Genomic DNA, 16,464 nt, shown 5'->3' with positions numbered 1-16,464 from the left:
TCACCTCCTTTTTTCAGAAAGACCAAACACTTCAGGACCTACTATTGCCAGTCCTTCTGGTGTTGTCCATAACGTGGGAGAAGGAAATTTTAGCACTGATACACGTATTCCATATGTTAAAGCTTCAGAAGCTATTGGATATCCAGTATCTTTATCAAGAACAGCAATGATATCTGGTGTTGCAGCAACACAATCGGAACCATCATACACTGCAAGATATTCATTTTGATAAATGATGGTCAACATATTATTACAACCTTCTATAGATACATTTCCTGAAAGAAACCCTCCCTTAATTGACTGATCTATATCTCTTATAATTCCCTCTCCCAACAGCAATGCATGCTTATCGCATAACGCTTTTATAGGACATATTTTTCGTTCTCGTGCTTCCAGTATAATATTACCTAGAAAACATGCATAGGAGATACTGTTTCTACAAATAACTTGCTTTGCTTGTTGACCTGTTATAGGGTAACAGCTAACACCTATGCTTGAACCACATGCCACTGTCACCGCGCGCGCAACCCTTTCGAGGTGGTCACTGCTTTCAATATGCATAATTATAGTGTTACCTAAGCTATCTGCAAAAAATGCAGGACAACAAGAAATGCCATATAAATTAGGTGATACCATATTCAATGATGGAAATGCTCTGCCCATTAAGTCTCCGTCTATAACAGGAATCCCGACTTTACCTGCTGCAAGGAATGGTGTAAAAGCGTTACTTCCTCCTATTTCCGCTGGTATAAGTGCCGTAGGTTCTTTCTTATAATATAACGTAAATACATCGATTAATGAGTGACACTCTTTACTGGGTAATTTTTCTGCAGCTACAAGAGGTGCACCCATAAAACCAATGGGCATAATTAGAGCATCATCTTCCAACTCATCTATATCTGTAATAGCTACCTCGCCATGGAGTTCGATTTTATATTGTGTACTAAGCTTATTATAATAGGTATTACCTCCACCTCCTGAGCCTAATAATCCAGCCCCTAAAGAAAGAGCTTCTATATTATTGAGAGTTAGTTGGTTTATTTTTTTCACAATAGTTCTTATAAATAAACAGAAAAGTGCGTGTGCATAGAACAGCAAAAGATGATACAATTGCTGCATCGGTGTAAATAAAACCAGTTGTTATATCATGCACCTTAAGTAACGAAAGCAAACCATATATAATACCAAATATTGCACAAATGAGATTGGTTTTTTGTGCTGAAGACGTATATTGTATAGGTTGTAATTTATCCAGCACAAAACAGGTTACAATAACAGATCCTTGGCTTCCTATGACAATGGTAATTACATTAAGTAACTCCTCAAATTTTAGTATTATATTAGTACATGAAAGTACTGTACCAACAATCCCTATAATTGTTATGCAGAACGGTAATGAAACTTTGGGTAACAAAAAATTAACGTTTACACCAGCAGAATACAAGTTTAAGTTATTAGTAGTCCAGCATAAAAGAATTATAGACGGAATACACAATAACTTCCACAAATCATTTCCGCTGCTCAATAATACCTCTATAAAACTTGAATCTGGCACACAAAGAGCAAAATAGACTCCTGTGCCTATAACGAAAAAATAACATATGAAAAAGGTAAGTATAACGCTTACATATGCATCGAGATTTGTTCGTGCAAAACGATAGTATGTTGGGATATCGAAAATAGCACCTAAAGATGCTGCAATTATAAGCGGTACGCCTTTTAATGTCATATTAGATGTAAGTATAATATCAGGTAAGGTGTGCTTGTAAAAAAGTTGCAATATTGCGATTATCGTAACTATGATAAGAAAAGGCGTTGCAATATTTGCAAAGCTCTTTAATGCAGTGATACCTCTGCTTACAAGAAGTGTAATAGCGAAACCAATGATACAATTAGTAGCAACGAATACATATGGTAAGTCTTTCATTTTTAATAGAGGAAATTCTATAATAGTGTTCACCATAATGTTTTGTTGAATAGAAAACCAGAACACTAAACACATTATAATACCTAATCCATATAGCCATGTACCGTGAACACCAAAATAGTGTAATACTTGTTCTATGGTATTGCATGGTCTTCTTACTGACAATACAGCAAAACACAACCCCAAAATTGTCAGTATAAGATTTGCTATAATTATAGAAATTAAGCTAGAAGTAACACCATATTTGGTAGTAAGCATATACCCCAACATGAAAGCAGGTACACAAAAGACTGCACCTGCTTGAATCGCGGTAAGATCTATGTATGTTTGACTAGTATACTTCAACTTATCACCTACAAAACAATCAAAGGAGATTCATTCTTAAGTTAGTTAGTCCTCTTTGAGCTTTTGAAGTCTCAGTCTCGTCAACTTTAGTACTAGGACCTGCTCCAGTATCAGCATGCAACTGGCGAAGGACTTCCTTGGCTTTTTCAGTGGCCTTATCAACCTTTATATCCTCCTCCATGTTAACTTTGGCATCAGGAGCTAAGCTCTTTTGATACTCACGTTCCCTTGAATAGTTTGATAAACATATATGATGTATAGCAAAAAGAGCATTTTCACTTCTCCGCGTTACTTTGGCTAAATTTCCAACCTTAACATGATGTGAATAGCGTGTATCTTTTATACCAAATCTCCTCGCAAAATTAACATGCATATTATTATAACCAAGGAAATCTTTATCTATTGAATGAAAGTCATCTACTAATGGATCTTGTAATTCTACTGAGCCATCTGGGCACTTCTCATATAAGCTTTCTACGTACTTTCTAAGTTTTTCCTCATCTTTAGATGGTTTATCTTCTTCAGGAAGTTTAGTGCATAGTGGTAATTGAATATGACCTGCAGGATGGAGCATAAGAATATTTCTGATATCACAATCTTCTGTTAGAAATTTCTTTGACGGTACTTGTGTACCATCGGCATACTCCTTATATTCTTTAGAACATTCTCCATTAATCAAGCTAAAACAAAAAAAAGCAAGAGTTGGTTGTACTTTTTCATTTTCATCAACATCTTCCTCCTTTTTATAATAAAACGTTTTTTTATTTTCTGCTTGGAACTTGTAAAAAAGCACATCTTTACTATCTATACTAAGCTGATCATTTACTCTATTAATTCTCACTAACGAAATAATGATTGGCAGCCCTTTTTGTTCCATACAGCTGATTACTGCATAGACACTAATGTAACAAGGTAATACCTTGAGGGTAATATTATGTTTTGAATACAGTAGAACACCTTTACATGTGCCCAATATTTTCTGAACTCTTTCATTTGCAATATTTTTTATATATTCTATAGAATGTAAGTTAATTTCGCTTTTCATTTTGGCAATGAGTTCTTCCTCCTTATCTTTACCAAGAGAAACACCACCAAAATTATCTATCGATTCTTCCAAAACTGCAATACCAAGTTTATCTTTTTTTCTATATTTTAACAAACTGAGCAGAATTACAGGTAAAAATAGATCTTTTTCTTTCTTTGTTAAGTTTTTGACTTCATCACGAGAAAGCTTACCTTCTTTGCAGAACTTAGGCAACATAGAAAGAATAAATAAGGGACGAATTTGACATAGGCTATCTGATACAAGAGGATCTAGTAACTCAAAGATATCTTCACCTTTGTCACATTTGTCACATATGAGTTCTTCGCAACGAGCCAAGATTTCATTAAGATCTTTTTTTTCTGCTTTGGGTTTCTCTGATGTATTGGATGAAACGCCGTAAATTTTTTCTCTAGAAACTGGCATATCATCCTCTATGTCCTTTTCGATGTTACTAAGAAGTGGTACAAAATGGTTGCTGTAATTCACTATATAAACAACATTATCACCTGTGCCTACTTCATCTGTAGTAATATGTAATCCATCTACCGATTTCTCATGCAATTCTATAACTTTAATTTTCACATTATATTTCTCACATATTATTTTTCCTTCAATTTCGTTTCTTCCACATACAGCATCTTCTAACTCTAGTTTTCTCATTAATGAATTAAGGCTTAAATCTTTAACATCTTTTACAGTAAATTCAATACGTGAAACATCTCTTATAATGTTATCATCTTCTTTTTTTAAAGCTTTATTCAACCATGAACTGCTCTTTGATTGTTTTGCATATTGTTTACAACTTTTCCGTAAAGACTTTACGTTAAACTCTTCACTACTTGTAATCAGACCATTACTTTTTAGTTCATTCAATCCTTGAGCAACAGAATCAAAAAAGCAATCTCCTGCACCTACAGCAGCCCCTATTTTATAGTTCCCAGGAAACTCCTTTTTTAGCTTACTTAAAAGTTCCTCGAGTTCTTTTCGCTTCTCACCTTTTGCCTTTTTTATCTGACAAAAAACGGAAATAGGCTCTCTACTAACACCTGACCCTTTACCCACTGCTAACATATTATAGCTCTTTTTACAATAATCCGAACAGACCGTAATATGCTACTGGCCTGCTATAGCCATAAACACATATCTTATCGCATTCGGACTATTATAAGAAAGGCTATAACTCACTAAACCAAGCTACCTGCTTGATAGCAGAAAAAATAAGCAAAGTAAATTATTTTTTTATGATAAATAACAATATTTTTCAATAGATATATATTTCCATATTTTTTATTATTAAATTAATAATATGGTTCTACTTTTTGCCTAATTAACAAACAAGCGTGAGAAGAGTTTTTCTTGGAATCCGTTGGTCTAGCAAAAATTACATTACTAATTCCAAGAAAGCGGAGCATTTGGATCATCTGGAATTTCATAAAAAGGCAGCCTATCAATTAACAGACTTTCTTCATCTCTACTAAGATCTCTTGTTACAATATTGCAAAAATCTCTATTGCTCCCAAAATTAGCTGTTACTGCAGTCCTTAAATCTTGATTTCCTGCCACAGCTTCCTGAAAGCTGCTGTTATTGGCAAGATGAGTTTCCAGCACAGGTTTTGCGTCATTACCAAATTTGTTTTTCACATTCAGAATAGCTTGTCCCAATTTATTTGTGTTGCTACTAATTAATTTTTCTGCCACTCCTTCCTGCAAAATACGACTACCTGCTAAGATCTCTCTATTTTCATTATCCTTCACAACCGCTTTCCCTATTTCATCTACCTTGGTATTCAAAAGGTGCTGGGTTACGTTATTGACTAACGTCTTCGACTCATCTATATTATCGCCTAAGCCACTTGCATTAAACAAATATTCAGCTAATTTTTCAGGGCTAACCTTCCCTTCAGTAATTCTTTTTGCTTCACCTTTCTCTATACTGCCAGCATTAAATAACAACTCAGCTAACCTAGAAGTGCCGACATTTTTTATTATATCTTCAATAAAGCTCTTTTGATCCCACTGATAATTCTCTGCTAGTGCATTCTTAGCATCGTTAAATACTAGTTCAGAAATCTTATACGAGCTAACTTTATCTTCGGCAATCTTTTTGGCTGCAAGTTGATCTAAGTTACTTTTATTAAAAAGCAACTCAGCGAGTTTTATTGGATCAGCTTTATTTATAAAATCCTGCGAATTAAGATTTATTTTATTAGCAACATGAGTAGCAAGATTTTGACCAGTGCTATCAGTTATATCAAGTACTGTTTTTCCCAATATATCTTTATTTTCATCAGTAAGTAGCTGTACAGCGACTTCCTCAATTGATGGGCTTTTTCCATCTCTACCTGCCGGACCTTGAGGACCATCTGCACCTTTTGATCCCTGCATCCCCTTGTCTCCTAAAAAAGCTTTTGCTATCTTACCATCATAAGCATTTTCGTTATCAGCAGTTTGATCAAGAAATCTGCCTAATTTCTCCACTAAAATTGATTTCTTTTTCCCATCTCCTATATCCTCTGTTGCATCAAGTATTTTTTTCGTGAATTCTAAAATTTTTATATTAGAGCCATCAGCTTTAGCAAAATTACCCTTTTCTGCCAAAAAATCTTTTGCTGTTTTATTATCACCATATATTTCATATTTTTCATCAAGAAGCTTCCCTAATGTATTAACTAAAATTGAAGTTGCATTGGGATCATGTTTATAAAATAATTCCCTTGCTAATCTATTGATTCCGTCACTGTCACGAGAAATAAATCCTCTATCTGTATCTTCCTTAGTATATACATTTTCAACATCAACCTTTTTATTTAATCCTTCATCTACTTCTTCCTTAGTATATACATTTTCAACATCAACCTTTTTATTTAATCCTTCATCTACTTCTTCCTTAGTATATACATTTTCAACATCAGCCTTTTTATTTAGGTAAGCAGGCAGAACATCTCGCCTAGAAAATGTACTATCTAGTATCAAGTTAGAGATTCTATCACCCTTATCAAAATCTTTTGCATAAAATATCGCCTCCACTATGGACTTTTCTGCTAACTTCTCTTCAAGTACTGTATGTTCATCATTGTTAGTACTTTTCATATCAAGTAGACTTTTAAAAGCTGCCGCTAAACCTCCTACTTTATAGCTTATTTCACCTTGACCATCTTGTTTATATTTTAATTCCAGACTACCATTGCTTGCATCTAAAGTATACTTATTACCTTTCTCATCGCTCAAGGTTATAATTTTAACATTTTCCAAATTTGATATTGATGTGCCGTGATTATCTTTAAACTCTACATTAGGTGTCATATCACTTCATATTAATTAAAACGAAAGGATACGCAAAAAAATATATTTTTTTATTAATACATGATGCAAAAAGAGCTTTATTCTATTTTAAATATAGAATTGCAATGAATTTTCCTTTTATTTCCAAATAAACTAATTTTCACTCTTTAACATTAATTACCACTAACTCAAATAACACAACCATTTCCAGCATTCAAAACCAAGGGTCGTGAGAAGAGTTTGTTTTGGGATGGATTGGACTACCATATGTACCATACGAACTTTTTAATATAACAATTTAACTATACGCTAAAACTAGCTATATTAGCCCATTTCATCCATATCTACATACGAACTTTTTTGCCTAAGCTTATTGAAATAATTTAAATCTTCTATTTTTATAACCTTATTTTTACGCGGCTTGTTCTCACAAATATACGACCTTTTTTGCAATCTTAGGAAGAGTCAATAATTCAATTCCTTATAACACTAGCTAGCATGGTATCTTCACTAAAATATTTTTTTAAAAAGTTAGTTGACTTATAAATAATTCTCTACTAATACTAGCATATGTTTGTTTATTCTGCTGAAGTGGCTCCGCAGGTTACTGTATAAGCTTCAGCAGTTTTTGTACTCCTTTAAAGCATCATATTCCTATATATTAAATATAGCTGGTGTTCTCAATTTTGTTGATCTATAGTAAAATTGGCTAAAACTTCCAGTAATAAACAACTTTTAACCTAGCAGTACTCACCATAAAAACTTAACAAAAATATGAGTAGTAAAAAGATTATGTTGAAATTAACTTGACACATACTACACATTCTATATAATATATTCTATATCTAGAGCTAGGAGGTAATATGGATACAGGGTCAGTAAAATATATTGCAGAACCTATCAGTGAACAAAGCAAACACACTGATGAGCAAAAACTGAAGTGTGACCTAAGTGCTGGACAAGAGTTTTCAGAAATAGGTAGCCCAAAAACAGAAGCAACTGGATTACCAGTAGATAGTTATTATGAATTCATTAAGCGAGATTTATTTTCGGCTGATAGAAGTTTGATAGATGATAAAAAATACTTAGAGGATTTAATAGATGAGTGGCTTATTCATGCACCTAACTTAAGACTGGAAGAGAGTCAAAAAAAGTTAAATCAAAAATTACTCAATAGTATTATAAAAGATTTTAATATGGGAAATTATGACTCATTTTCAAATCTTAAGCAGTTTTTAGAAAGTAACGAGAAAAATAAAGACCTGAAGTACGTTCTTAATCTAAAAAGAGGGCATCTAGGAACAACAATATTGAACGTGTTTCTCGAATACGACGAAATTATTCCTTCTCTTCTCAAAGCTGGTGCTGATCTAAATATGCAGGATAATAAAGGTAAAACACTTTTGCATGATACTGCTATTTATTCTAGTGGATATGAAGATCTTGGGTATCTCTTAGATGCAAAAGCTGATCCAAATATACAAGATGAAAAAGGTAACACACCTTTACACTATTATGCTGCTAAGTGTAGTGATCAAAGCAGAAAAACTATGGATTTGCTCATAAGCAAAGGAGCTGATTTAAGCATAAAAAATAACGATGGAAAAACTCCACTGCAAGTTGCAATTGATAATGACAACATTATAGGATGTTTATTAACTAATAGTCAAAAAAAATTAAGAGAGCAACTAGGTAAAATGCTTCTCGCTACAAGTTCTGATGAAGATTGGGATAATGCTTATGATCCAGAGGTTGAAAATCTAAGAAAGTTTTTAAATCAATATGAAAATGACAACGACTTAAAGATAGTTTTAAATGTTAAGGATGATAGTTCAGTACTTCTTGATTCGCCATCTCGTCAATTTCCTAATGTAAAAGCCTTGCTCTTAAAAGCAGGAGCAGCTGATTTTATAGGTAAAAAACAAGACAATTATGAAAAATGCGATAGTTTTTTATCAGAGATTTATCAAATAAATTACCTTGCTAAACGCAATGAGTTTTTAAGTAAGGTAGTAAAAGCTAAAAGCATGATTGAATTACAAGAAGTTGTAAATGAGATTATAGCTTCTGGAATGAGATTAAATTTTGCTAAAGACAAAGATTATTACTTTGCAGATCACGTACTAGAAAAAATTGCTCAGCTAGAAGGAAGCTATGGAATTGCCAGTGATATAGTATGTACATTAATATCAAGAGGAGCAAAGTTAAAAAGGTCAGAAAGTTTAAAAGTCATTGATACAATAGAATTAAAGTTCAAAGCTCATAAGGCTAATATGATCAGTGCTCATTTAGAGTATGTTAGTAATACTGAGGAATTTTTTAGAATTGCAAAGGCTGCTACCAGCGGTCAACTATATGATGGAAAAATCGATAATAATGTATTTTACTTAGAATACTCAGAGGATAGTATAATAGATGTTGCAAGAATCACAGATAGAACAAGAAATCTGGAACTAATTCAGGAATCATATAGAAGGGATATAATAAAAATTGGCAAAAGTAAGATGGAAATTATAACCGAAAACGGCATAAGGTATTACACAGATCTTACAGAAGGCAGCGATATAGTATTAACTTTCTATACTAGTTTGGGAAATATAGACCTTAGACTGTATCCTGACATACAGGATAAAAGCAAGATTATAGTAGAAGTGAGTAATAGAGAAGAAATATTAGAAAAATTCAAAGGTCGCGAAGAAGAGTTAGGCAATGATTGCGCGCTCGGTGGCTACTCGGTCTACAATGCTATTGAACAGGGATATTTTGAAAGGTCTAGAAAATTAATGCGTCCTGAAGTAATAAGCGAGTCTAACAACAAATGGACAGAACGTGAAGAGTTAAGAAGGGATTCTATGGAGGAAATTGCTAGAAGGCATAAGTTATTACAAGATTTACGCAATATTGAGTCTAATATTGTACAAAAGGAGAAGAATTTTGACATAAAAACTTACCTGATAGACATCTTTAAAACTTTATCTAGGTTCTATGAAGAAAAAGGGGATATTTCTAAAACAGACTTAGCTAAAGCAGCAGAAAAGGAAAGTAAAAAATTGGGGTTAGAAGGTAAATACAACTGGAGTAAGATTTTTGGTTTAGAGGAAGGAATTATTGAAAAGGTAGAAAAACAAGGTGATAAAGAGCAAAAATCAAACATACCTGATGACTTCTATTTAGGGCACGCAATCAATAATGGAAGCTGTTTTTTTGATTCATTCAGGCAAAGTCTAGAACAACAGAAGGGAATCAAAGTTACTGTAGAGCAGTTAAGGAATGAGTGTAAGAGATTTGCGCAAGACAATCCTCCAGAGTGGTTTATAAGTAAAATTGGCAATGACTTTGATGAGGTTGAAAGTGAGCTCGTAAATCGTGGAATTACGTGTAACCAATATATCAATAGCATTGGAAAGAATGAATTTTGGGGACGTTCCGATATCGAGGGCAGAGTACTTTGTGATAAGTATGGTGTGAAATTGCATGTTGCAGAAAGTAACCCATTGCACACTATTGATAAGCAACAAGATCCGTTCTTGCATCAGTTAATAGATAGCTCAGGATCAAAAGCAGGTAAGATAGATTATAGTCACAATAGTGCCTTACATATGGTAAATGGAGGCCATGATCATTTTCAACCCCTACTTTATAGAAATAAGGCCTTGGCAAAACAAACGCAAGAACAAAAAGATTCCTTATGCTATTCAAGCTTGCCAAGCTGTAGTATGGATGAGTTAAAAATAGAAAAAGCCAACATAAGGCACTGCTTGTAAGTAGACCATAGCTTTGTATATGACTTGTTACACAACAATGAAGGGGAAAGTTTATTTATTAAGTTAAAAAAGAAATTATTTTACTTAAAAAACTTACTTAGTGCTTATGAATTTTCAAGTACACTTTCAGATTCAAAGAGGCTATAGATTGCTCGACATGTACTACTTCGTGGAGTTGTGTGCTGAAGTTTAGAGTATTGCTTTTTTTGATGTTTACAGAATTTTCCTCCAAATCTACTATTAAAATATGCAGTTAAAGTTGGATACATTTTTTATCACTATTGCATCTGATATGCTAAAATCTTCATTATTTATATTGATATTTTCGCATAATTGATTCTGTAACATTGACTTACTTTTCTATATCAATTTCAACATCTTTTTGTGTGGCCCTTTTCTGTTGCTTTTATAAATCAAGACCATAGAATTTCTCCCTTTGCTCACTCCACAGCATCGGTATTTCTTTTAAATCAACTAACTTCAAACCCCTTGGCTGCCTCCCATTTACTATATCTTCCTTAATCTTTGGTGCTAAATAATTTAATCTTAAAATTTGCTGTATACGTTTTGTACCTACGTTTATTTTCTTACTCAGCTCTTTCACACTTCTATATTTTCCTTCTTCCAATTGCCGTTTCCACAGATGGGCTCTCACCACTGCCTTCAATAGTGCATTATTTGTTTTACCTTCTGGTTCGATTACTATGCATTTGTTTCCTTTCTTCTTCATTGGTATAAATTTTTCCTCTGATTCAGAACACACTTCTATTCCATCTTCTTTTACCATTACTCCCTTTATTAATTTTTTCATTGCTTCTTTCTGTTCTCTGAAGCTTAAATTTTCTCCATCCCCATATAAGCATTCGGCTCTTTTCATCACTTCTTTTTCTATTTCCCCAGCTACTATAGTTCGATTTACTGATTCACAATTCTTCCCCCTTAAGTGATTGTTGCATACGTAATATCTATACCTTTTGTTCTCTTTTTTTGAGTATGTCAGAGTCATATTTACATCACAGCTCTTGCACTTGATTATTCCCTTTAGCAGTGCTTCCTCATATTTTGCTTTTCTATATGGCTGATTACTTATCAATTCCTGCGCTTTTTGCCATTTTTCTTCTTCTATTATTGCTTCATGTTTTCCTTCATACTGTTTGTCATAATGCCGTATTTTTCCCATATATATTGGATTTGTTATTATTCTTCTCACCGTCGCCTTTTTAAAGATATCTGATTTTGTTCTGTAACCTTGGCTATTTAACTCCCTTGCCAATTCTGCCATTGACTTCAGCTCTATATACCTCTCAAATATATGTTTTACCAACTTTGCTTCTTTCTCATTTATTATTAATTCTTTATCTTTTACATCATATCCAAGCGGCAAAGTTCCTCCCATCCATAGACCTTGTTCCTTTGATGTTGCTATTTTATTTTTTACTCTCTCTACTATCATCTCTCTTTCTAGTTGTGCCGCTCCTGATAACACTGTTTGTACAAACTTTCCCATTGGCGTATTATTATCAAATATTTGTGTTACTGCTATAAAATTTACTCTATGCCTTCTAAAAAATGATGTAACTTCTATGCTGTCTTTTGTTTCCCTTGATAGTCTGTCTAATGTATATACTACTACACAATCTACTTCTCCTGCCTTCACATCTCCAAACAACTCCTTTATCGCTGGTCTTTCTAAATTCTTTCCTGAATAGCCTCCATCATCGTAACTCTTGGCCAATGCTACCCAGCCTTCTCTGCTCTTTATGTACTTTTCACATGCTACTTGCTGGGCATCAAGACTGTTAAACTTTTGTTCCAGACCGTCTTCATTTGACTTTCTCGTATATATTCCACATCTTATCCCTTTACACATTTTCCCTTCCCTTTTGATCACGCAAACCGAATAGGAGCGGCCCATTGTAACTCATTCCCATTATTTTTCCGGCTACTGCTGATAATGACGTAAAAAATTCTTCTCTGTAGATTAAACCCTTATCTGTTACCATTACTGCATGCGTCTCTTCCCCTCTCTCTAGTATTAATTCTGTCCCTTCTACTGGTAATTTATCGCTACTTATTCTTTTTCCCTTCTCTAGCCGATCTGCCAGATACTCTAGTCTTTTTGTTCCCTTTCTTGACATTTCTCCATACGCTTTTTCCTGCATTCTATAAGCTAATCTCGGTATCAGATATTTCTTTGAGTATCTAGGCGCTTCTTTTCCATATACCTTCTTCCACATTTTTCTGAGCTCACCCAAAGGTTTTCTCTCTAAATTCATTACTTTCTTTTCTATTTCTACACTTTTTTCCATATCTTTTAGCCTCTCACAATTTCTCAAATAACTTTTCAATTCTGTCTGTTTCTTTTTTCAATACTTCAGTTACTTCTTTACTGTTTTTCGCATAATCCATCGCTGTCATTCCAAATTTATCTTCTTGCTCTATTTCTCCTCCTGCTTCCACTAACTCTTTTACTATTTCCACTTTCCCCACCATACATGCAAGGTGCAGCGGTGTGCATTTATTTCCATATTCCTCAGCATTTACATTCCCTCCTGATTTTATCAATTCTCTCACGGCTTCTAGACGTTTCTCCGTTACCGCTAGATGCAGTGCTGTATATCCTCTTGCATCTGCTGCATTCACATTCACTCCTTTTTCAATTAATAACCTCACTGTTTTTGCGTCTATTGCACAATGTAGAGCTGTTCTTCCTTTTTCGTCTCTTGCATAAATATTTTTAAATGAACTCTCTAATAGAGATTTCTCTTTCTTACCAAGCTTTATCATAATCTACCCCACCTTTCTTTAAAATTAAGTCCCTCCTTTAAGCCTTCCTTCTCACCACCTCATTAATCATTTCATTCACTTGGCTCATTATTTTGCTTGCTAAATTTTGACATTCTTTCTTTATTAGCGATTTGTCTCTCTTCCTTATTTCTCCTATCTCTATTATTTTTAGCTCCGGCATGTAGCTTCCATTCAACATGTCTGCTATTTCTCCCACTAGCCCCTCTATTCCATAGCACGTCAGTTCTCTACTTTTTGTTATTCCTCCTTTTTCTCTCAAAAATTTACTCGCCTTTTCACTCTCTTTGCTATCACATAGACGATACTTTTCACTTTCCCAGATGTAATACATTGGCGTTGCGCCGTACTTATTCAGTTGATTAACTTCAGCTCCAGCCTTTACCAGCTCTTTTATTATTTCAACTCCTGCTCCTCCCATCTTGCACGCAGAGTGGAGTGGCGTACATCCACTGACATATTGAGTGGCATTTACTTCTGCTCCCGACCTTAGCAGCACTTTTACATTTTCTAAACTCTTTGCGAATACTGCACAGTGTAGAGGTGTATAACCATTTTTATCTCTTGCATTTACCTCTGCCCCTTTTTTTATTAATAACCTTATTGTTTTGTAATTGGAGATTTCTACTGCTTGATGTAATATCGTCTCTCCTTCTTCATTTCTTCTATTAATATCTTTACTTGATACTTCTTTAAAAAACTTACTCTTGCTAAAACTCATTTCATACCTCACAAAATTAGCTTTTCTAGCGCCAGACAAATTTCTTATATTTACCTGCTGCTATTCAAGTCATGTCCTTTTTAGCATGAGAAAGCAAGTCTTTTTCTTTTTATTTCATACACTTTTACCTGTTATTAATATAATATATGAGGATCTAAATATAAGTACTTAACTTATTAGAGATATTATTCGACTATCTTTCCAACTTCTGTGCAAATGTCGATGTTCGTGCCACTTTAGTACTCCCGGGTAAAATACTAAAATGTGCTTTTCTAATTCGTGTATTGAGTCTTTTTGCTCTGAATCCAAATCATTTTTATAGTAAACGTTGTGTTCTGCTAAAACATATTTTCTGACCTTCTGATCTGTATAATTTTCTACTTTATAGTTGTGAGTAACGCTAAATCTTTCTAAAATTGGCTTGTGTTTTAAATTCCAATATTGCCCTGAAAGTTTATCGCTTCCCAATACAAATTTATTTCCTCTTTCTTCTACGCTACTAACTGGAAAGCACGTATTTATGTCTTCTAAATCCCAACTGTCTGATAATACTATCTGCGCTTTTGCAAATTTAATCGATGGTAATAAACTCTGTGGTAATGGATATAGTGCTTTTAAGTTGTACCACAAATGATTTCTTTCATAAATACCGTTATAATTCTTTGTGTGAGGCTCGGTTTCTCCAAGGATTGCTACATCTAGGCGATATATATCATTGCTTAAAGCTCGTTCATAATGATCGCGTAGATAGTTTTCTATAATCCTAATAACTGGACCACTAGACCTGAAAAAATTTACTCTTCCAAATGATAACACTGGTCCATCTTTTTCTATTTTTACCCCTGAATAATCAGAAAGAAGATCTCCAAATAAACTCTCATCCAATATAAATCTCTGCACATTATAATAATCGTTAAAAATCCTCATCAATCTGGATCTTACAGGCAGTGATAGTTTTGCCAGCTCTACTACTGCATCTACGAAAAAGTCATTTGGTACCTCTTTTATCCCTACTTGCAACTCAAAAAAGTGTTTACCGGGTGGCTCTTCAATAATTGTAATATAGCTCTTTTTACAATAATCCGAACAGACCGTAATATGCTACTGGCCTGCTATAGCCATAAACACATATCTTATCGCATTCGGACTATTATAAGAAAGGCTATATCTTCTATATTTGCCCATTTTAGTGCTATTTTTAGTGATGCTGGAGTTCCTCTCAGTCTTTGAAATTTTACTCCTTCTACTACGGCTTTTCTTCTATCTTTTACCCAACGCAGTATCTCTTCTAAACCATATTCTTCTATTATCCACGGCAATGTTTCTTCTTTAAGACTAAACTTAAATCCTCTGATACAGTTTGGATCTACTTTATAATCTATCGCATCTACTAGCGCTCTTTCCTGCCTTGTTGCATTTGGTGGCAGTAACATTAATTCAACTCAATCTTTAAATTTCTCAAATTTGCACATTCATTTCCCAGAACCACAACATCCTCTTTTGGCTCGATTAATTCTACGTTTTCTACACCATCTACAAATAAATTCGCTATTATCCATGATTTTGTAACATTCCATCCCAGCCTTCTACTTGCTTCAAACTTCTCGATGAACTGTTCCTTAATTTCCTCCTTTGATATTACAGAACTCATGCTCATTCTGCTGTCAATATCTATTTCCGTAATATTGCAACCAATTACTGTTACTGTATCTGTTAAAACCCTTATATCATCTCTATTAACTTGCTTTCTTACAATTTTAAGTAGCTCTTCTAACACTATGCCAGTTATGGATAATTCTGTTGATAAGATTGAAATTTGTACTTTCCCTGGTATAGGTGATTCTACTAGTGCATCTTTTACTCTACTATCTGCTGACAGTGCATGATATTTATAATATTCCTTACTTCCTCCTGTTGACCAACCTGCTATCTTTGCTTTAATTCTTTTTCTAAATCGTTCATCATCTTCTTCTTTTTGCCTCTCCACTCCATAAAACTCAGCTAAATTATCAAGATCTTCTCCTGTCGCAAATTTTAGTAAATTGCTCTTTACTGATTCATTTATTCTTTGTCTTAGTAACAATTCCCTCCATGCTGCTACTTCTAATACCTTTATCGCTGGGTCACTTTCTACTAACGCTGAAAAGGTTTCATCTCTACACACTAACTCCTCCTTCATTCTGGAAAAGATTTCCTCATAGCTTAGTTTTTCAATAATATTAGATGTCTGCATTTCTAAACAACTACTCCACTAATACCTATGAATTTGCCTTCTGAAAGATACATACCTTCAAGTACAAGAGTCATTTTTCCTTCTTTAGCTTCAGCAATCTTTACTTTTTCTAACTTAAATCTCTTCTCAAATTTCCCCAGTGCTTCTGCTGTTGCTGCATAGATTTCCAAAGTTAAATCTCTATTTATTGGCTTATCCACCAATTCAAATAATCTTGAGCCATAATCTCTCCTCATTATTCTACTGTTTACTGGAGTGGTCAGTATATCAATTATCGATTGCTTTAAGTGCTCTATTCCTTCTAACGCTTTTCCTGTTTTAGCATCCATTCCTCTCATATAT

General features: G+C 33.9%; 11 protein-coding genes and 2 pseudogenes. 1 reads left to right on the top strand and 12 read right to left on the bottom strand.

Features of this window, described 5'->3' with window-relative positions; all coding sequences use genetic code 11:
• The 4 genes from AAGD90_RS02755 to AAGD90_RS02740 form a co-directional block, all read right to left on the bottom strand.
• Nucleotides 1-1,050 (bottom strand): DUF917 domain-containing protein, encoded by a 1,050-nt coding sequence (locus AAGD90_RS02755; protein ID WP_209473059.1) that lies wholly within the window; start codon nt 1,048-1,050, stop codon nt 1-3.
• On the bottom strand, nt 1,019-2,197 hold the full coding sequence (locus AAGD90_RS02750; RefSeq protein WP_341822170.1) for a cytosine permease: 1,179 nt from the start codon (nt 2,195-2,197) through the stop codon (nt 1,019-1,021). Before AAGD90_RS02750 ends, AAGD90_RS02755 begins: the two co-directional genes overlap by 32 nt.
• Before the next feature lie 94 nt (nt 2,198-2,291).
• Nucleotides 2,292-4,388, bottom strand: a complete 2,097-nt coding sequence (locus tag AAGD90_RS02745; RefSeq protein WP_341822097.1) for a hypothetical protein — start codon at nt 4,386-4,388, stop codon at nt 2,292-2,294.
• A gap of 318 nt (nt 4,389-4,706) precedes the next feature.
• A complete protein-coding gene (locus tag AAGD90_RS02740; RefSeq protein ID WP_341822096.1) occupies nt 4,707-6,620 on the bottom strand; it encodes a hypothetical protein in 1,914 nt (637 codons plus the stop codon).
• A gap of 842 nt (nt 6,621-7,462) precedes the next feature.
• Here AAGD90_RS02740 and AAGD90_RS02735 point away from each other — a divergent pair.
• Complete coding sequence (locus AAGD90_RS02735) at nt 7,463-10,363, top strand: ankyrin repeat domain-containing protein (RefSeq protein WP_341822095.1); 2,901 nt, start codon at nt 7,463-7,465, stop codon at nt 10,361-10,363.
• A 406-nt stretch (nt 10,364-10,769) separates the two neighbouring features.
• On the opposite strand, the gene AAGD90_RS02730 is transcribed toward AAGD90_RS02735, so the two are convergent.
• From AAGD90_RS02730 to AAGD90_RS02695, 8 genes and pseudogenes are all read right to left on the bottom strand, one after another.
• Nucleotides 10,770-12,233 carry a recombinase family protein gene (locus AAGD90_RS02730; protein ID WP_341822094.1) on the bottom strand — a complete coding sequence of 488 codons (1,464 nt, stop codon included), beginning with the start codon at nt 12,231-12,233 and terminating at the stop codon, nt 10,770-10,772.
• Complete coding sequence (locus AAGD90_RS02725; protein ID WP_341822169.1) at nt 12,226-12,672, bottom strand: DUF2924 domain-containing protein; 447 nt, start codon at nt 12,670-12,672, stop codon at nt 12,226-12,228. Before AAGD90_RS02725 ends, AAGD90_RS02730 begins: the two co-directional genes overlap by 8 nt.
• 13 nt (nt 12,673-12,685) lie before the next feature.
• A complete protein-coding gene (locus AAGD90_RS02720; protein WP_341822093.1) occupies nt 12,686-13,150 on the bottom strand; it encodes an ankyrin repeat domain-containing protein in 465 nt (154 codons plus the stop codon).
• Between the two features lie 37 nt (nt 13,151-13,187).
• Entirely contained in the window at nt 13,188-13,889 is a 702-nt protein-coding gene (locus AAGD90_RS02715) for an ankyrin repeat domain-containing protein (protein ID WP_341822092.1), read from the bottom strand.
• A gap of 168 nt (nt 13,890-14,057) precedes the next feature.
• Nucleotides 14,058-14,951 (bottom strand): annotated as a pseudogene (locus AAGD90_RS02710) (phage tail protein); the annotation flags it as partial.
• A gap of 104 nt (nt 14,952-15,055) precedes the next feature.
• Nucleotides 15,056-15,322 (bottom strand): annotated as a pseudogene (locus tag AAGD90_RS02705) (phage tail protein); the annotation flags it as partial.
• Nucleotides 15,322-16,122 (bottom strand): baseplate J/gp47 family protein, encoded by an 801-nt coding sequence (locus AAGD90_RS02700; protein WP_341822091.1) that lies wholly within the window; start codon nt 16,120-16,122, stop codon nt 15,322-15,324. The pseudogene AAGD90_RS02705 and the gene AAGD90_RS02700, both read right to left, overlap by 1 nt.
• A gap of 2 nt (nt 16,123-16,124) precedes the next feature.
• Nucleotides 16,125-16,460, bottom strand: a complete 336-nt coding sequence (locus AAGD90_RS02695; protein WP_264735441.1) for a GPW/gp25 family protein — start codon at nt 16,458-16,460, stop codon at nt 16,125-16,127.
• Nucleotides 16,461-16,464 lie beyond the last annotated feature (4 nt).

The sequence above is a fragment of the Wolbachia endosymbiont (group A) of Ischnus inquisitorius genome (genome assembly GCF_964026985.1).
GTDB lineage: Bacteria > Pseudomonadota > Alphaproteobacteria > Rickettsiales > Anaplasmataceae > Wolbachia > Wolbachia pipientis.
The sequence above is the reverse complement of the archived record's forward strand: the minus strand, read 5'-3'. Positions and strand labels throughout refer to the sequence as shown.